Genomic DNA, 20,104 nt, shown 5'->3' with positions numbered 1-20,104 from the left:
AGAAGGGAGTTAAAGAAACTAAAAAGCGTGGTAAGTAAAAATGATTAAATTAAATTTGAATAATCAAATTGATATAGAAGAGCTATTACTACAGCATAAAGAGAAATACTCTATGGAATACATGAAGAAAAGATTTGAAGAATATGAAACTGAAATATATGATGAGGATTTATCTAGTGAATATAGTGGGGATTTACTTCAGAAAAAAAAGGATAAGCATAGCAGATTTATTAAATATCTTATGCTCAAAACACCAGATATTTTATGTGGAGAGCCAATGGTATTACAAAAAATCATAGAACATGTAGAAACAAACTATAGTGACTTGCTCTATAGTGCTCCTGAAAGTAATCAAGAGCCAGCATCGCCCCTGCATAAGGGATTAAAAAAAATATTTAGCTATGATAATTTTTGTAAACGTGATAAATCTTGGGGAGCATATGCATTAACAGAGAGGCTAAATGTTAAAGTATGTCCATATTGTAATAGACAATATGTTCATACTTTAAAAATGGAAAATGGAAAGATGAGAGCTAGCTTAGATCATTTCTATGATAAAGGAACATATCCATTTCTATCTATATCCTTTTACAATTTGATACCTTGCTGTCATCTATGTAATTCATCTTTAAAAGGTAGGAAAAGATTTAATATAAATACTCATCTTCATCCGTATATTGAGGGGTTTGATCAAAAAGCTAGCTTTACTGTTAAATTTAAAAAAGAAGTAGTGGATTTCACTGGAATTCTAAACAATAATTCCGATGTATTTGATATTGGCTTTAGGGTGGAGAAGGGCAAAGGGTCAAATAAATCTTATCAAAAGGCTAAAAGGAATATCCGTGATTTTAATTTAAATGAGATATATAATTTACATAAAGATTATGTTGCTGAAATATTGTTAAAGTCAGTAATTTATAATGAAGATTTTGTGAATTCTATTTATAGTTCTTATCCACATTTGTTTACTGGAAAAGAAGAAATTCTAAGGCTGATTACTTCTAACTATGTTTCAGCAGATGAGTTGGATAAGCGAGTCCTTGCTAAATTAACTTATGATATAGCAAGTGAATTCGGCTTAATATATAAATTATAATTAAATAGTTAATACAATGTCTGATGACGAAAAAGGAAATTTTAGACCGAAGGATTTTTTAATACGCGTAGGAATAGAGCAGATACTAGTATGATCAGTGACATCACAGTGGTTTATTTACTTGGCTATAAGACTGGGTATCGAGAAGTATTTTGAGTTATATCTTAAACAAAAAGGAGGATAGTTAATTACCTTACCAGTACTAACTGTCCTCCTTAGTTCTTTCAAAATAAGTATTAATTTAGAAAGTTTTAGAGTTACATGTAATTAATGGAGAGAATTATTAATCATGAAAAATATGTATAATTGAATAAAGACAATTCGAATTGTGAACTAATTTATTTCTTCATTTAGTTCACTCTTAAAACCAATAGTTTCATAGTGATAAGAAGCTAAATTTTTAATTCCTGCCAATACTTCAATGCTTTTTTATAGAGTCATATCCTTCGCTAAGAGTATTATGGTTAGGAAGAATTGCATATTGTGTTATTTCTATTTCTATATTTAAAAAGTCAATTTCAGCTAACTTCCTTGTGTGATCTGGATTTGATAATGTACTAAAACATTCTGATGCATTTCCAATTTCACTGTAGAAAGACATGAAAAGTTCATTAAGTTTGAAATCGTAAAATGGAGTGCTTTGAGTTATCGCATAATAGGAAAATGATTCATGAAATAAACCCCATCCATCATGAATTCTTTGGTTATAACTAGCGATAGAATCGCATTTTTTTAATTCAATTATAATTTTATTTATCCTTAAAACTGTATTGTATTCTGCTAATGCTAGGTCCTTCATTGCTTGTTTGGTTGTGTTACTATCCATGTTGAGTATTTTTTTATCTTCTTCTACGAAATACTTCGTCTTTATTTCGTTAACTGTTTTTTCTAAGTAATTTGAATTTTTCTTTCCAATTGTTGTGATAACCAGGCCAAAGGCTAATAAGGTTGTGAAGTCAGTAGGTGTTTTTAAAATGTCTTCAGTATTTAAACTATAATTCGATAGTGCAAGAGGGAGAATAAAGATTAGAATAGCTCCGATATCTACCCATTTAACCCAGGTTATTAATTTTTTCAGCTCCAATTCCATAATAAAATCAACAAGGGCAAATAAGCAGGCTGATACAGATATGCAAAATAACCAAATTGGATTTGGGACAAAAAGGTTGATTGCTCTTAGTATAGAGCTAATAATTAGAAAAATTCCTAAAAAAAATGTAAGATTTCTTTGCATAAATATGTACTCCTTTTTCTATTTTCTAGAGGCAATAAATTTAGAGTGTGTTTTATTTTCTACTTTTAGGAGGTTGTTAAATTTTATTTGTATTGGACAATTCATTCGGACCATTCGAAGAACTTAAAGAAAGAGTAATCCCTCTGTTAACTTATACTTTATATAAATGCTTCAGTTCAATATAGGAATTGGTAATTGGTCTATTTTTGTGTTTTTTAAGCGGTGTTTTCTTTGTTTTAAGTCAATAAGTCAATAAGTCTATAAGTCTATAATACTAGTTAAGAGTAATAAATTCCATTTTATTTGGTAGTATGATTTTAATTAGAATATTTTCCGTGAAAATAGAGTTATTTCTTATTAGTTAATAACACAACACATAATATACATTATGCGTTGAGTTTCTATTGATATTGCATTTAAACTCGTCGTATAATGTATAGGGAATTACTTGTTTTTATAAATTTGTTTACTTATAACTCAACATATAATATAAGAAGGTGGGAAGATGCTACATAAATATCGTAAGTATTTAATTGATAAAGGAAAATCTCAGAATACATTACTATCCTATATCAACGATTTGCAAATTTTCTTTCAAGAAATGAGATTAAATCCAGATAGTTATGTAATAAGTAATGATATTAAAAAATGGATAAGAGCTATGTTAAATCCTCGAGAAGGTAAAGCATTGTCCGTAAGTACGATAAATCGTCGTTTAAATACTCTCAGGAGTTATTTTAGTTGGGCTGAAAGAGAACAGTATATCAAAGTAAATCCTATGATAGATATTAAAGATTTAAAAGTAGCAGATGAAGAATATGAAAAGATCATGTGGCTGACAGAGAAAGAGTTTGAAGCCTTATTGGAGCGAATGAGGAAGTATCCTGTAAAGACTAGAGGAGTAAATCCTGAAGAAAAGTATCGGAGAGATAGAGCTATTATTTATATCCTCACTTATGCAGGATTACGTGTGGAAGAGTTATCAAGTTTAAAGATTACAGATATAGATTTAGATTTAAAAAAGCTTAGGGTAATTGGAAAGGGGACTAAGGTAAGAACCATACCAATGTCAAACTTTCTTTATAATGAAGTATTTGACTGGCTTCAATTCAGAAATAAGATAGCAAAGGACAAAGAGATAGTTAACCAATCACCATATGTTTTTTATAGTCAACGATCTGAAAAATTTTCAATTCGTGGAATCCAGGCTATGATTGAAAATTACAGTACATCAGATAAAAAATTAACACCTCATATGTTTAGGCATACTTTTTGTAAATGGATGTTAAAGGCAACCAATAACGATATAGAGAAAGTTCGTCGTTTAGCAGGTCATAGTCATATTTCCACTACAACGAGATATTTAAAGAATTCTTTTGATGAATTGACAGATGCTGTAGAAGCAATGCCAATTTTTTAAATTTAATTACTTATATTATTTAGGAGGGATTCATTTTGAAGGCAGTAATTATAGCAGAGAAACCTTCCGTAGCTAAAAACATTGCTGATGCATTAAAGATTAAAAAAAGAAATGATGGGTATTACGAGGGAAATAATTATATTGTTACTTGGGCATTTGGTCATTTGCTTCAATTATATGATGCAAAAGACTATGATGAAAAAATGGCTAAATGGCAAATGGATAATTTTCCTTTTATTCCAGAGAAGTTTCAATATAAAGTAAAAAGCAGCCCGAAAGATAGAGATAAGGCTGATAGTGGTGCGAAAAAACAGCTAAATATAATCCGTTCTTTACTTTTTAGAGAAGATGTTGATTCTATTATTTCGGCATGTGATTATGACCGTGAGGGGCAAGTAATTGGTGATAGTGTCATTTATAATATAAAAGCACCGAAACAAGTCTATCGTCTATTATTGAATGAATGGACACCAGATGAGGTAAATGCAGGGTTAAAACAAATTAGACCAAACTCGGATTTACGTCCGTTGCAAGATGCGGGAGTAAGTAGACAATGGGCAGATTGGGCGATTGGAATAAATTTAACTTCTGTTGCTACACTTAAGTATCAAAAAGGAACAGGGCAAGCGTTAAATATTGGGCGCGTTTTACTGCCTACCTTGAAAATCATTTATGATCGAGATAAAGAAATCGAAACGTTTGTACCGGAGAACTATTACAAGTTAGTTGCTACATTTAAAACACAAAGGGAAGAAGAATTTGAAGCAACTTATCTGGAGGAGCAAGAGGAGAAGTTTAAAAATAAGGCTACTTTAGATGAAATATATAATATATTGCAACGTTCTTCAGGAGAAGTTATAGATAAACAGGTTGAACAGAAAAGAGAATATCCTCCTTTTCTATTTAATTTATCTAATTTACAAGGATATGTTACAAGTAAGTATAAAGGCTGGACATCAGATAAAGTATTAAAAGTAGCTCAGTCTTTATATGAGAAAAAATATATTACTTATCCCCGTACAGGAAGTACAGCTTTAGAGGAAAGTTTAGTCGGACGAGCAGCCAAAGTTTTAGAAGCAGTAAAAAAAGGATTACCGTACGAAGATGAAATCTCTTTTGTTAAAACAAAACGAGTATTCAATAATGCAAAAGTTGAAAGTCATAGTGCTATCATGCCTACGTATTTGCTTCCTAAATCATTAACAAGTGACGAGCAAATTGTATATACAGCAGTCAAGAATCGTTTTATCATGCAATTTATGCCTGTAGCAGAGCATGAAGAAACACGTATTCAAATTAAAATTAGTGATTCCTCAATAAAAGGTGTGTTTATTGCAAAAGGTCGTGTTCAAATTGTTGAAGGCTGGCGTAAAGTAGAGAAAATTGAATCCAAAGACAAGATGTTACCATTTGTGGAATTTAAAGAGAATCTGGAAATTACAAATGCAGATGTTACTTCCCATGTCACAAAGCCGCCAAAGCATCATACTGAGAAAACTTTATTACGTGTAATGGAGACTTGTGGGAAAAACTATGATGAAGAAGAAGCTGTGTTAAGTGGTTTTAGTATAGGGACTCCAGCTACTAGAGCGGAAACAATTAAGAAATTGAAGGATATAGGTTATATTTTTTCAAAAGATAAAAGCTTATTATGTAGTGAGTTAGGTCGAAAAATTGTAGAAACATTTCCTGTGAAAGAGTTGTTTGACTTGGAGTTTACGGGTAAACTAGAAAAAGCCCTGTCGGACATGGAAAAAAAGAAAGTGAGTCGAAGTGTCTTTTTAAACTTTATCTTTGATTTTACAAGAAAATCAGTAGAAATGATTAAAAATGATCAAGATGTTATCTTACACCATGTTACGAGAGAACCGAAAGAGGTAGAGGTTTTGGGGAAGTGTCCAATTTGTTCGAACGCCATTGTGGAAGGACAAAAAGGTTTTGGGTGTTCAGATTGGAAGAATGGGTGCAAGTTTGTTGTTTGGAAAAATGATAAATTTTTAGCAACCATGAAGAAAAAGCCAACGAAAACAATGGTTAAGAAGTTGTTAAAAGATGGAGAAGCGTTAGTTAAAGGTTTAACAAGTAAAAAGGGAAATAAATTTGATGCGATATTGAGATATGAAAAAAATCCTGAGAATGAATTTTTTAGTTGGAAAATGAGCTTTGTCGATAATCAGGCACAAGATAGCAAATAGAAGAGTATAACAGCATTTTAGATAACTAGTTTTTAGTCTGAGATTGCTAATCATAAAAGAGAAATTATATCTAGAACTACTTATATATTATTTATGATGAATGAAAAAAGCGAATTTCAATAGGGTGAAAAAGAGCTTTTATACAAAGGCTCTTTTTGTATATTAAGTATATTTAAATAAGTAAGTGACGTACTACGGTTGCTTTAGAATAAAGTATGCTTAAAACCCTCCATGAACACTGAATTTATATTAGAAAAATTCTTATGTTACTTATCAATATTCTTGAGAATGAGATGGTAAAATTTGTAAAAACTGAATATAGGGATGTTTATATATAAAAATAAATAGTGATTGATATGAAATTTAGAAGGATCGATTTAAGAGATATATCAATTAAAATTCAGACGCTCAAATAATCAAATTGAGTTAGTTACACTACAAGGAACAAAGGGTCTTTAATGAATTGTATTATTTTCAAAACAAAGCTTTCTCTTAAGGGCTTTTATTTAGCTCTTTTTGAATGATTGAGTATCTAGATGATACTATAGGGAAATATAAAGAAGGGGTCGTATAAGAAACCTATGCAACAAGTGTGGTATTTTGTTCAGTCATTATCAATCTGTTCGAAAATATAAATTATTCTGATGTGTTCAATATAGGTAGATGAAATGATAAGATAGTCTTATGATATAAAAAGTGGCCCGAAGGAATGAGTATAATGATGGAAAATTTAAGATATAGCACAACAATTAAAGCAAGACCATTGCTTTATTTAGAAATGAAAAAGGCTGCAACCCTTGTTGTAGAAGGGAATATGTTAGAACAAGTGAAAAAATTAATACTTGAAGAAAATATCTATCAAGTGAAAACAGAAAGTAGAAAAAAGGAGTTTGCATCAATAGTGTCTAGTAGGCTTCAAGTTCTAGATGAATTTTTGATGAAACAACTTGTTTTTGGTGATGTAGAAACAAGTAAGTTAATTGTACTGTATACCATCATAAAGACAGACCGTCTCTTCTACGAGTTCATGGACGAAGTAATAAAAGATAAATACATGCTAAGGGATTTCTTGTTAGCAGATAAGGATTTTAATATTTTCTTCCTGTGCAAACGAGAACAGTCAGACGTAGTATCGGGATGGAAGGATTACACCTTTTATAAGTTGCAGCAAGTATTTATTCGCATCTTATTTGAGGTTGGTATCCTCAAAAATCAAAAAGGAGAACGTGCCATCAATGTCCCTTTCTTGAGTTATGATGTAAAACAACATTTAAAAGAAATTGGCGACGGTGCATTTGTCACTTTATTGGTAGGTGAGACGGTATGAGAAGTATTCAACAGCGCTTAGATATGATTCGTGAAAAGATAACAAGCTCTAATTTCCGTGAGAGTAAAGGGTTAGGAAATGAAATAGGCTATTATATCTTTGATTATGATCCACAAGATGAAATGCTTATTCGATTACAGATTAAGTACTTAAAAGAACGTATTAACACGAGCAATTCATCTGTGTACATTCGTGAATTTGATTTATATGAAATTGTATTAGAGATATTAGCTGAAAAAGGCTACTTACAAAAGAATTTTGAGATGGAAGAAAAACGCGGTAGTGAATTTGTACTGAATGCAACAAAGAAAGCATTACGTTTAACTTTATCAAGCGATTTGGTTGTGAAGTATATTTCTGAAAAAATTGAGCCAAATGATATTGTTTTCCTAACTGGCATAGGGAAAGCGTTCCCTATTATTCGTTCCCACACCATATTAAACAATTTACATAGCGCAGTAGATACAGTTCCTGTCATTATGTTTTTCCCTGGAAAATATGATGGTCAAGAATTAAAATTATTTAACGAAATTAAGGACGACAACTACTATCGTGCTTTTCAACTAATTGATAGATAGTGAAATTTTTGGGGGAGAGATGAATCTTATGTTACTAAGAGAAATGTTTGTTAAAGATATAAATCGAGATATTAAAGGGGTAATTAAAGTTGGACAAGCAAATGAAGAGAACGTTGCACAAGAACTAGATGAATATGTCGTAACAAATGAGTTATTACGTCACATACGAGACTTCTACGTATCATATCAAAAAGGTATTACTGGTCATACGGATAATATGGGCGTATGGATTTCAGGGTTCTTCGGATCAGGTAAATCGCATTTTTTAAAAATCCTTTCATATTTGTTAGATAACAAAGCGGTTATGATTGATAATGAAATGAAGAAAGCAATAGACTTCTTCCGTGAAAAAATAAATGATCCAATGGTTCTTGCTAATATGAAACAAGCGAGTGATGTTACAACGGATGTAGTCTTATTCAATGTTGATGCAAAGAGTGAGTCTGATTCAAAGAACCAAAAAGATGCCATTGTAAAGGTATTTAATAAAGTATTTAATGAGATGCAAGGATTTTGTGGCTCGATTCCATGGGTAGCAGAATTAGAGCGCCAAATGGTGAAGGATGATACCTATACCAACTTTAAAGCCAAATTCAAAGAGTTGTCTGGTGTAACTTGGGAAGAAGCACGTTACGATATTTATTATGAAGAAGACTCTGTTGTTGGGGCATTAGCTGCTACAACAAAAATGAGCGAGGAATCCGCTCGTAATTGGTACAACAAAGCAGAAGAAAATTATTCATTGAGCGTAGAACGCTTTGCTCAAAAAGTTCGTGAATATGTAGAAAGTAAAGGTAGAAATCATCATGTTATTTTCCTTGTGGATGAAATCGGCCAATATATCGGCGATAACTCACAATTAATGCTTAATTTACAAACAGTTGTTGAGCAGTTGGGTGTTCAATGCGGAGGAAAAGTATGGGTAATTGTAACAAGTCAACAAGACATTGATTCTGTTACAAAAGTAAAAGGAAATGACTTCTCACGCGTAACTGGACGTTTTAATACACGTTTAAGCCTGTCCAGTGCCAATGTAGATGAAGTTATTAAAAAACGTATTCTAGAGAAGAATGATGTGGCAAAAGAAACATTAACGTTACTCTACAAGCAGAAAAGCTCTATTTTAAAGAACTTAATTACATTCTCAACAAACACTGCTGAAATGAAAATGTACAAAGATGAAGAAGATTTTGTTGATATTTATCCATTTTTACCATACCAATTCAATTTATTACAACATGTCTTTAATGGTATTCGTACTCATGGTGCTTCTGGGAAGAGTTTATCTGAGGGAGAACGTTCATTACTTGCTGCATTCCAAGAAACAGCAGTGAAATACGCTAATACAGAAGCGGGAGCATTAATTCCGGCAGCATCTTTCTTTGATACGGTAGAGTCATTCTTAGACAGCAGTATTCGTGCAGTGATTATCCATGCTGAAAACAACGAGCGTTTGAACACAGAAGACATACAAGTATTAAAATTGTTATTCCTAATTAAATATGTAAAAGAACTACCTTCTAACTTAGAAAATATTGCGACCTTAATGGTACGTCATGTTGATCAAGATAAAATTGAACTAAAGAAAGAACTTGAAAAGTCATTGACTCGACTTGTAAAAGAAACGTTGGTACAGAAGAATGGTGATGATTACATCTTCTTAACAAATGACGAACAAGATGTAAACCGTGAAATTAAAAACATGAGTATCGATTCTGGGGAACTAATTCAAAAAATTGGCGAAGTAATCTTTGAAGAAATTTATGCAGACAAAAAATATCGTTATTCAAAACGCTACAATTTCCCGTTTAATTCTATTATTGATGATCGTACTCGTGGTACACAAAATAACGAAATTGGATTGAAAATTTTAACTCCATACTATGATAATGGTACGGATTTAAACACATCCGAGCTACGCGCTATGTCTACTCGTGAAAAAAATGTAATTGTCCATCTTCCAGATGACACATCATATTTAGAAGAGATGGAAGAAATTATGAAAATACATGCCTACTTAAAACAAAAAGGTGGTTCTGTTTCTTCTCAAACAATTGAAGACATTAAGACGCGAAAAAGTCGTGAAGTATCTGAGCGTAAAGGTCGCTTGAAAACACAAGTGACGGAAGCAATTCGTTCATCTAATATTTATGTGAATGGTACATTGCTTCCGTGGAAGGATAGAAATCCAGGAGAGAAAATAAATGACGGATTTAAGATTTTAATTGATTCTCTTTACAGTAATCTAAATCACATTAAAGAGTTCATTGATAATACTCGTGATTTACAACTGTTACTGGATAACAGTAGTGTTCAAATGTCGTTAGACGTCTCTAAAGATGAGCCTAATATATTAGCTCATCAAGATGTAAATGCTTTTATTACACGTGCTTTTGAACGTAAGCAACAACTAACAGTAAAAATGATTACGACTCAGTTCAGTAAAGAGCCCTTTGGGTGGAATGAAATTGATATTGTAGGCATTATTATTAAGCTATTAAAGGCACAAGACATTCGTGTAGAGCTTTCAAGTGAGACAATAGCCTTAACAGATAAAAATATGCTGAATTATTTAACAAAACGGGATTTCGTTGATCGTGTACGTGTAAACAAACGTATTATGACACCACCAGTGTTAATTACAAAAGTAAAAAACGTTGCAAAAGATGTCTTTGGTATTTCATCATTACCTAATGATGAAGATGGAATTATGAATAAATTTAAAGAGTTATCTCGTGATGAAAAGAGTGCAATTGAACTACTATTGACAAATTATTCACGTCGTTATTATCCAGGACAAAAAGTACTTGAAGATGGAATAGAATTGTTTAAGGTAATTATATCTGTTAAAGATGCAACAACTTTCTACAACAAGGTAAAAGAAATGGAAGAAGACTTCCTTGATTACGGGGAAGATGTTGGGGTTATTAAAGATTTCTTTAAAGATCAACGTAAGGTGTATGACGACGCGGCAAGTAAAATTGATTTATTTGATAAAAGTCAAACGTATGTAACAGACCAAGAAGCAATTAAAGTTATTAATGATATCAAAAGTATCTTGAAAAAAGCTGAGCCCTACTCAGATATTCATAAATTACCTAACTTAGTAACGAAATTTAATGACAAGTATGTTGAATTACTGGAGAAAGAATCTGAACCGGTTCGTTCCGTTATTAAATCGGATTTTGAAAAAGTAAAAGAAGAGTTAAATAAATATGAATTTAAAGATAAGTTATGGGGACGTGTTCAAGAAGCGTTTACAGGTTTACTAACTCGCTTAGATTGTGCTAATGAATTTGCGGATGTTATTTCAATGAAAGTGGAGAGCGACCGTATTAAAACAGTGTTTTTCAACGAAATTTCAACTGAAATAGAAAGAATGAAACCATCAGTTGTTGTTCCACCAATAGTGGATACTCCATCAAAAACAGGTAGTACACCAACGGTCAAAGTAAAGAAAACCAAAAATGTATCGATGCAGAATCTTCTTCCGGAAACAAAAGAAATTAAAACAAAAGAAGATATTGAAGATGTAGTGGAGCTTATTCGTCAAAAACTTGAAAATGAGTGGAATGAAGACACGATTATTAAATTAATTTAAGAAGACGGGAGGCACAGTCCTCTCATTCTTAATAACTTAAAGGATGGTATAACGATGGATAAAACTGCAATTAAAAAATTTGCTACCACAGCGCGGACAAAGTTAATAGAAAACGTAAAACAAAAAGCATATGGGTTAGGGATTACAGAAAAAGAAATTGTTGAGCCGGAAATGTACCAAGGTGGGTTTCGTATTGGGGAGCGTACATTCAAGGAGTATCAAAAGAAACACTATAACAAATTAGTTGTAAAAATCCGTGAAAAGGGATACGAGCAAGTTGTTGAAGAAGTGGCATATACGTGGTTCAACAGACTGATTGCTATTCGTTTCATGGAAGTTAATGAATACTTACCAATTGGAGTTCGAGTATTGTCTTCTGCACAAGAAGGGAAAGTAGAACCAGATGTCGTTTCTCAAGTGACAACATACGCTGAAGATTTAGAGTTAGACATTAACCTTGTATATGAATTACAAGATGCGAACAATACGGAAGAGCTATTCAAATACATATTAGTAAAACAATGCAACAAGTTGAACGAGATTTTGCCAGATATGTTTGAACAAATTGAGGATTATACAGAACTACTACTTCCAGATAAGTTATTACAAGAAGGTTCTGTATTACGTGACTTAGTAACAATGGTTCCTGAGGATGATTGGAAAGAGCAAGTAGAGATTATCGGATGGTTGTATCAGTATTATATTTCTGAGAAAAAAGATGAAGTATTTGCTGACTTAAAGAAAAATAAAAAGATTACAAAAGAAAACATTCCAGCAGCAACACAGCTGTTTACACCAAAATGGATTGTAAAATATATGGTGGAAAACTCATTGGGTCGATTATGGTTAGAATCACATCCAAATGAAGAATTAAAACAACAGTGGAAGTATTATTTAGAAGAAGCTGAACAAGAACCAGAGGTGCAAGAACAACTAGAGAAAATAAAAAACAAGGAATTAAGTCCAGAAGAGATTAAAGTTCTTGATCCATGTATGGGATCTGGACATATACTTGTATACGCTTTTGATATGCTATATCAAATATACAAAGAAGCAGGTTATTCCGAACGTGATATTCCTAAACATATTATTGAAAAAAATATATACGGCTTAGATATTGATGACCGAGCAGCACAGCTAGCTTATTTTGCGGTTATGATGAAAGCGCGCAGTTATAACCGTCGTATTTTTAGACATAAACTAGAGCATAATTTGGTTGCTATTCAAGAGAGTAACAGAATTCCTAAAGGTGCAATTGAGTACTTAATTAATGAAAACGGATTAGAGATGGAAAAAGCTGGTCGACGTGCTGATGTGGAATATTTAATTGATGTGTTCCAAGATGCAAAAGATTATGGGGCTATTCTTAATATAGGAGCGATTGATTTTGAGTCGATTGAAAAACGAGTAACAGAGATAGTGAAAGATGAAAACGTTGGGGATATGTTTTTATTAGAGTATAGAGATTTAATTTTAGATAGAGTTCCTGCATTGATAAAACAAGGGAAGATAATGAGTAGTAAGTTTGAGGCGGTTTTCACAAACCCTCCTTATATGGGTAGTAAAGGAATGACGCCTGTTCTGTCGAATTTTGCAAAAAAGAATTATCCTAATACGAAAAATGATTTTAGTACGATGTTTATGGAAAAATGTATGGGGTATTGTAGTGAAGAAGGTTTTATATCTATGCTAAATATTCCATCTTGGATGTTTTTATCTACTTATAAGAAATTCAGAGAAAAGTTACTAGCAGAATCAACAATAATAAATATGCTACATTTCGGAAGAGGGGTCTTCGGATCGGATTTTGGCACAGTTGCTTTTGTATTGAAAAATAAGAATATTGATAGTTTTAATGGTGTGTATAGAAGATTATTTGAAAAACAGGGAAACGTAGATTCTTTGGAACAAAAAAAACGGTGGTTTTTTAGCGGATTTGGAGTTTATAAGGGGAAACAGGATGATTTTTCTAAAATAGAAGGTGTTCCAATTGCATATTGGGCGACCTCAAAGGTTCAGGAAATATTTGCTGAAAATAAAAAATTAGTGGATATTGATACACCTGTAATCGGTGTAGCTTCACACAATGATGAATATTTCTTAAAACTTTGGTATGAAGTTAATATCACTAAGATTGGTTTTGGTATGGAAAGTAGATTAGAAGCTCAAAATAGCATGCTCAAGTGGTTTCCTTATAACAAAGGAGGAGCGTACAGAAAATGGTATGGTAACAATGATTATGTTGTTAATTTCTATAATGATGGACAAGAAATAAGAGCTTTTGAAAAAGGCCAAATGAAAAATCCGCATAAATATTTTGAAGAGGGTTTAACGTGGTCTAGAATTTCATCTTCTAAATTTGGAATTAGATATCATGGTAAGGGCTTTATAATGGGGGACGCTGGGCCATCTGCTTTTGCATCAAGTGATTTAATTGTATACTTATTAGCATTTTTAACTACTAATTTAACTTATAATTTCTTGCAAGTATTAAATCCTACATTAAATTTTCAGGTAGGAAATGTATCAAATTTACCAATTAAGATACCTGACGATAAAAAAGTTGTTGAAGAAATAAAAAATTTGGGTGAAAGAAATATCATACTTTCTAAAGAAGAATGGGATGATTATGAGTTGTCATGGGATTTTAAAACACACCCCTTTGTTAAATTCTTATCAGAAGATAGAAGATTGCAATCTATTGGCCAAAGATGGAGTAATTATGCATATGAAAGATTTAATGAAGTACAAGAGAATGAGAGTACAATTAACAAGTTGTTTATTGACATTTACGGATTAACGGATGAATTGAAACCAATTGTAGATAAGGAAGATATAACACTTAGGTTGGCAAATATTCAAAAGGATGTAAAATCGTTTATTTCATATTCTGTTGGTTGTATGCTGGGACGCTTCTCGTTAGATAAAGAAGGAATAGTGTTTGCGGGAGGAGATTTTGTCTCTAATGATTATAATATTTTTAACGTAGATTTAGATAACGTTATACCTATAACGGATGATGAATATTTTGAAGATGATATAGTTAGTCGATTTATTAAGTTTTTAAGTGTTCTTTTTGGTGAAGCTACACTGGAAGAAAATTTAGAGTATATTGCAGAAGCGCTTGTTAGAAAAGGGAATGAAACGTCTCGTCAAACAATTCGTCGTTATTTCTTAAAAGAGTTCTTTAAAGATCATTGTCAAATGTATCAAAACTTATTAGGACAAAAACGCCCTATTTATTGGCTATTTGATAGCGGAAAGCAGGATGGATTTAAGGCACTAATCTATATGCATCGTTATGATGTGAGCACCATAGCACAAGTTCGTACTGATTACTTACATACGTTACAGCGTAAGTATGAAGCGGAGATGAATCGTCAAGATATGATTATTGACGGTGATGGAAGTTCTCGTGAGAAAACCGAAGCGAAGAAGAAGAAAGAGAAATTACAAAAGCAATTATTAGAATGTATTGAGTATGATCAAGTTATTGCTCACGTTGCAAACCAACGTATTGGCATTGATTTAGATGATGGTGTAAAAGTCAATTACATGAAATTCCAAAACATAGAAGTGCCTCAAGGTGAAGGGAAGAAGCCATTGAAGGCGAATTTATTGGCTAACATTAAGTTGTAGTATAATTTAAAAATGAGTTAGTCCTTTGTTGACTAACTCATTTTTTAAAGGAGTAAATAATTATGAATTTAAAAGAAATACAACGTACATTAATGGATATGTATGAACGTCCTTTGAATGATGGAAAGCATCGTCATATTGTATTTTGGTATGATGAGGCTGGAGAATTTAAGGGTGACATCCATAACTTGGAATTAGATGGTATACGAATTTGGGAAGTAACACCCAATAATTTATTTGCCACGAAATATGAACTAGAGAAAAATGATAAAGCTTCACATTTTTTAATTTATGGAAATATGGCAAAGCCAGCGTCACGTGAAGATTGGTTATTAGATGTATACAAGTATAGTTTTGAGTTTGCGACAGACAAAGTGACTGTTATTATGCGTGATTTAGGCGTTGATAATGATGGTTTACGGGAGTTGTTTAAGAAGTATACTAAGTTCTTTAATAATAAAGAACGATACAATCTATTTGCTAGTTACAAATTAGAAGAATTTAATGAGCAGACAGTTACAATTGCAATCCTTTCAGCACTATGTAAACGGACATATGTAAGTCTAGAAGAAGTGTTAAAAGTTTTATTTGAAGAAGAGCGTAATGAAAGTAATAAGTATTGGGATAACATTGTGAAGTTTGGTGATGTAGAAGCCTTTTGGACGTTAGTTGAGAAGGTATTCGGATACGTTCATTCTGATAAGTCACTACAAGGGTTATTCACCTTCTTCTGTATTACAGATGTTGCTGAAAGTTTAAAAGGGAATATTCCAGCAACATGGAAGCCTTTTGTAGCAAGCAATTTAACTAATAGCGTTGTGTTTATGGACCATTTTATGAATAAGCGTGAAGCCTATACAGCTCTTTCCGATGAAGTAGCTAAGAAAATTGATGTTAACAAATACATGAGTGAATGGGAACTGAAAGATTATGCAGCCTGCGATACGTTTAGAATCTTTGATGTAGTCTTAATTGATACGTTAGCTTCTTATCTAGCAGAGGACCTTCAAGATTATGAGAGCTACAAAGGGATGATAAATCAGCGTCGTAAGTCTTATTGGTACAATGAGTATCGATATGAACTGGGAGCTTTATATTGGGCAATACAGCTTTTACAGAAGGTAAAAGACCTAGAACAAACTATCGCTTATAGTGAAGCAGAAGATATGTTTAAAACCTATTATAATGAGTACCATTTCATTGATAAGTGCTACCGTAAGTTTTATGCTGCATTGGATAAAGCGAAAGAAGTACAAGCCTTATATAGTGTTCGTGATGTCATTGAGAATGTGTATACAAATTGGTATGTAAATGAATTAGCTCTTCAATGGTCTAAAGCGTTAGAAAACAATGGTGTTAATCAGTGGGAATTACATGGTATTGAGCAACAGCATCAATTCTATACTAATTACATTCGTAACCACGTTAACAAGAATGAACGTGTCTTTGTTATTATTTCTGATGCATTACGTTACGAAGCTGCTAAAGACTTATGTGACTTGTTAAATGTGGATCGAAAAGGGTCAACAGAAATTAGCGCTATGCAAAGTGTGTTACCATCCTATACGGATTTAGGTATGGCCTCACTATTACCACATCGTGAGCTAGCGTTAGTAGGTAAAGATGTGCACATTGATGGATTAAGAGCTTCTAGTACAGAAAATCGAAACACAGTTTTAAATAAATATGTGAGTGATTCCATTGCAGTAACGTACGAAGAAATTGCAGATTGGAATCGTCAAAAATATCGTGACATGTTTACAGGGAAAAAAGTTATTTATATTTACCATAATACTATCGATGCTCATGGGGATCAGAGCGCTACAGAACGTAAAGTATTCGATGCAGTGGACAGTGCGCTTAAAGAGTTATTGGCATTGGTAAATAATTTAGTTAACCAAGTAAGTGCCTCACAAATTTACATTACAGCCGATCACGGATTCTTATACCAACGTAGCGTCTTAGAAAACCATGATAAAGTGTTAAATGATTCTCAAGAACCAATCATAAACAAACGTCGTTTCTTAGTATCAAAACAGCCAGAACATACCCAGGGAACACTATCCTTCTCCATGGATTATGTCTTAGGTGCGGATTGCGGCTATTATGTTACCGTTCCACGAGGGGCAGAGCGCTTCCCGAAACAAGGAAGTGGTGCGAATTATGTTCATGGTGGATCAATGTTACAAGAAGTGGTTGTTCCACTTATTAAATTTAAAAATGATCGTAGTAAAAATAGCAAAAATGAAATTAAAAAAGTTGGCGTGCAATTAACGAGCATTACACGTAAAATCACAAACAGTATTACATACTTAGATTTCTTCCAAACAGAGGCTGTAGGAGATAAGAAAATCCCACTTCGTTTGAAAGTATACATTACAGATGAAGTAGGAGATCGTGTATCTAACGAGAATATTATCATTGGAGATAAACGTTCAGAGGACGCGGAAGACCGTATGTTTAAAGAGAAATTCGTCTTAAAGAGTATAAGTTACGATAAGACAAAGCGATACTACTTGGTAATGGAGGATGAAGAAGAAAGTGTAGAAAATATCGTTGAACGTATACCATTTACGATTGATATTACGTTTACAAACGATTTTGGCTTTTAGCGGTGAGGAGAAGTTGCGATGGAAGATTTGAATAAAAAGTTAAATGCTTATTTTGGTGGGAAAGTTGTTCGTAAAGATTTAACGAAGAAAATAAAAGCAGGGGCAAATGTCCCTGTTTATGTACTTGAATACTTATTGGGGATGTATTGTGCCACAGATGATGAAAATAGTATTCAAGACGGCGTAGGGATAGTTAAGAAGATTCTTTCCGATAATTTTGTCCGTCCTGATGAAGCGGAGAAGATTAAATCTAAAATTCGTGAAATGGGCCAGTATACAATTATCGATAAAATAAGTGTTAGGCTAAATGAAAAAAGAGATGTCTATGAAGCTGAATTTTCAAATCTAGGTTTAAAAGGGGTACCAATAGGTGTTCATTATATTGGTAAATATGAGAAACTTCTTGCCGGTGGTATTTGGTGTATTTTAAAAATGGGGTACTATTTTGATGAAGAAGTACGTGGTGTAAGTCCATTTACCATAGAAGGCTTAGATCCTATTCAAATGCCGAATATGGACTTTGTAGATTTATTGGAGCAAAGAAAACAATTTACGAAAGATGAATGGATTGATATATTAATTCGTTCAACAGGAATGGAACCAACCCAATTAGATGATAAAGTGAAATGGCATATGCTGCTACGTTTAGTTCCATTAGCGGAAAACAACTATAATTTATGTGAACTAGGTCCACGTGGAACAGGTAAATCACATGTGTACAAAGAAATTTCACCTAACTCTATTTTAGTATCCGGTGGGCAAACGACCGTAGCAAACCTTTTCTATAACATGGCAAGTAAACAAATTGGGCTTGTTGGAATGTGGGACACAGTTGCTTTTGACGAAGTGGCTGGTATCACATTCAAAGACAAAGATGGTATTCAAATCATGAAGGATTTCATGGCATCCGGCTCTTTTGCGCGTGGTCGTGAAGAAAAGAATGCAAGTGCATCCATGGTATTTGTCGGAAATATTAATCAAAGTGTAGACGTATTACTCAAAACATCTCATTTATTTGATCCATTTCCGGATGCGATGGCAAATGATGCAGCCTTTTTCGATCGTATGCATTATTACTTACCAGGATGGGAAGTACCAAAAATGCGCCCTGAGTTCTTTACAAATGATTATGGGTTCATTACAGACTACTTAGCAGAATATTTAAGAGAGATGCGGAAACATTCCTTTACAGACGTTATTGATACCTATTTCAAACTAGGGAACAATCTAAATCAACGTGACGTAATTGCTGTTCGTAAAACGGTATCAGGTTTTATGAAACTATTGTACCCTCATGGAGAATATACGCGTGAGGAAGTAGAAGAAGTGTTACGCTATGCGTTAGAAGGACGTCGTCGTGTAAAAGAGCAGTTAAAAAAAATCGGCGGCATGGAATTCTATGATGTTCATTTCTCCTATATTGATAATGAAACGTTAAATGAAGAGTTTGTTTCCGTTTCTGAACAGGGTGGGGGTAACTTAATTCCAGAAGGTATGGGTAAGCCTGGTCATGTTTATACTATTGGGCGCAGTAAATCAGGGATGATTGGTGTATACAAACTTGAAACGGAAGTTGTAAGTGGTAGTGGAAAGTTTGAACGTACAGGCCTAGGTAGGGAACGTGAGTCAAAAGAAAGCATAGACACAGCTTTCCGCTTCTTCAAAGCAAATGCCAAAAACATTAGTGGTTCCATAAGTGTTAATAATAAAGATCACTTAATGCACATTCAAGATATGCAGGGTGTTGGTTTAACTAGTGAACTATCGTTAGCAGCATTCATTGGATTGTGTTCCGGAGCAATGGGGCGACCTGTACAGGGCCAATTGGTTGTATTAGGATCTATAAGTATTAGTGGTACAATAAACAAGGTAGAAGAGCTAGCAAACGTACTGCAAGTATGCTTTGATAGTGGTGCAAAGAAAATACTTTTACCAATGACTGCAGCCATTGATATTCCAACTGTACCAGCAGAACTATTCGCTAAATTTAATATTATGTTCTATCAATCAGCTGAGGATGCTGTTTTTAAAGCATTAGGAGTGGATTAAACGAAAAACTGTATCAGATATCCAAAGGGATAGTACGATACAGTTTTTTATATTAGAAGAAAGAGAAGTTAATGAATACGCAATATAGTTATAACTTATATACCAAGTGATTCCCAGTTAAATTGGGATGATCTCGAGAGAAAAAAACATGGTAGCATCTTATGGTGATTGAGTATTTGTTTATCTAAAGAAAAGAAATACAATTAAGTTATAATAAAACAGTACTATTTCATGTATTTAGATATTTATTGGTTAATTAAAGTCGGCTTATAAAGACAAAATAGCTTGCTTTTAATGTATAATTTATTATAATGATAGGATTTTTGAATATAGTTAAAGAATACTATTCTATA

10 protein-coding genes are annotated in these 20,104 nt (G+C 32.9%); 9 read left to right on the top strand and 1 reads right to left on the bottom strand.

Going from position 1 to position 20,104, the window contains the following annotated elements:
• The first annotated feature begins 40 nt into the window (after positions 1 to 40).
• Positions 41 to 1,096 carry a hypothetical protein gene (locus IQ781_RS06280; RefSeq protein ID WP_242808270.1) on the top strand — a complete coding sequence of 352 codons (1,056 nt, stop codon included), beginning with the start codon at positions 41 to 43 and terminating at the stop codon, positions 1,094 to 1,096.
• A 418-nt stretch (positions 1,097 to 1,514) separates the two neighbouring features.
• On the opposite strand, the gene IQ781_RS06275 is transcribed toward IQ781_RS06280, so the two are convergent.
• The gene (locus IQ781_RS06275; RefSeq protein WP_242808269.1) at positions 1,515 to 2,330 is read right to left on the bottom strand and encodes a hypothetical protein; all 816 of its coding nucleotides are present in this window, start codon (positions 2,328 to 2,330) and stop codon (positions 1,515 to 1,517) included.
• A 505-nt stretch (positions 2,331 to 2,835) separates the two neighbouring features.
• Here IQ781_RS06275 and IQ781_RS06270 point away from each other — a divergent pair.
• From IQ781_RS06270 to brxL, 8 genes are all read left to right on the top strand, one after another.
• Positions 2,836 to 3,750, top strand: coding sequence for a tyrosine-type recombinase/integrase (locus IQ781_RS06270; RefSeq protein ID WP_242808268.1), 915 nt, complete (start codon positions 2,836 to 2,838; stop codon positions 3,748 to 3,750).
• A 35-nt stretch (positions 3,751 to 3,785) separates the two neighbouring features.
• Positions 3,786 to 5,945: a type IA DNA topoisomerase gene (locus IQ781_RS06265; protein WP_242808267.1), complete on the top strand. Its 2,160-nt coding sequence runs from the start codon at positions 3,786 to 3,788 to the stop codon at positions 5,943 to 5,945.
• A 709-nt stretch (positions 5,946 to 6,654) separates the two neighbouring features.
• The gene (locus IQ781_RS06260) at positions 6,655 to 7,272 is read left to right on the top strand and encodes a DUF1819 family protein (RefSeq protein WP_242808266.1); all 618 of its coding nucleotides are present in this window, start codon (positions 6,655 to 6,657) and stop codon (positions 7,270 to 7,272) included.
• On the top strand, positions 7,269 to 7,850 hold the full coding sequence (locus tag IQ781_RS06255; protein WP_034638123.1) for a DUF1788 domain-containing protein: 582 nt from the start codon (positions 7,269 to 7,271) through the stop codon (positions 7,848 to 7,850). Before IQ781_RS06260 ends, IQ781_RS06255 begins: the two co-directional genes overlap by 4 nt.
• A 19-nt stretch (positions 7,851 to 7,869) precedes the next feature.
• Positions 7,870 to 11,451: a BREX system P-loop protein BrxC gene (brxC, locus tag IQ781_RS06250; protein WP_242808265.1), complete on the top strand. Its 3,582-nt coding sequence runs from the start codon at positions 7,870 to 7,872 to the stop codon at positions 11,449 to 11,451.
• A 54-nt stretch (positions 11,452 to 11,505) separates the two neighbouring features.
• Complete coding sequence (pglX, locus tag IQ781_RS06245) at positions 11,506 to 15,090, top strand: BREX-1 system adenine-specific DNA-methyltransferase PglX (RefSeq protein ID WP_242808264.1); 3,585 nt, start codon at positions 11,506 to 11,508, stop codon at positions 15,088 to 15,090.
• A gap of 62 nt (positions 15,091 to 15,152) precedes the next feature.
• Positions 15,153 to 17,702, top strand: coding sequence for a BREX-1 system phosphatase PglZ type A (pglZ, locus tag IQ781_RS06240; RefSeq protein ID WP_242808263.1), 2,550 nt, complete (start codon positions 15,153 to 15,155; stop codon positions 17,700 to 17,702).
• A gap of 18 nt (positions 17,703 to 17,720) precedes the next feature.
• Complete coding sequence (gene brxL, locus IQ781_RS06235) at positions 17,721 to 19,751, top strand: protease Lon-related BREX system protein BrxL (RefSeq protein ID WP_242808262.1); 2,031 nt, start codon at positions 17,721 to 17,723, stop codon at positions 19,749 to 19,751.
• Positions 19,752 to 20,104 lie beyond the last annotated feature (353 nt).

Source organism: Bacillus sp. N447-1 (assembly GCF_022701035.1).
GTDB lineage: Bacteria > Bacillota > Bacilli > Bacillales > Bacillaceae_G > Bacillus_A > Bacillus_A cereus.
This window is presented reverse-complemented; position numbering and strand designations above follow the sequence as displayed.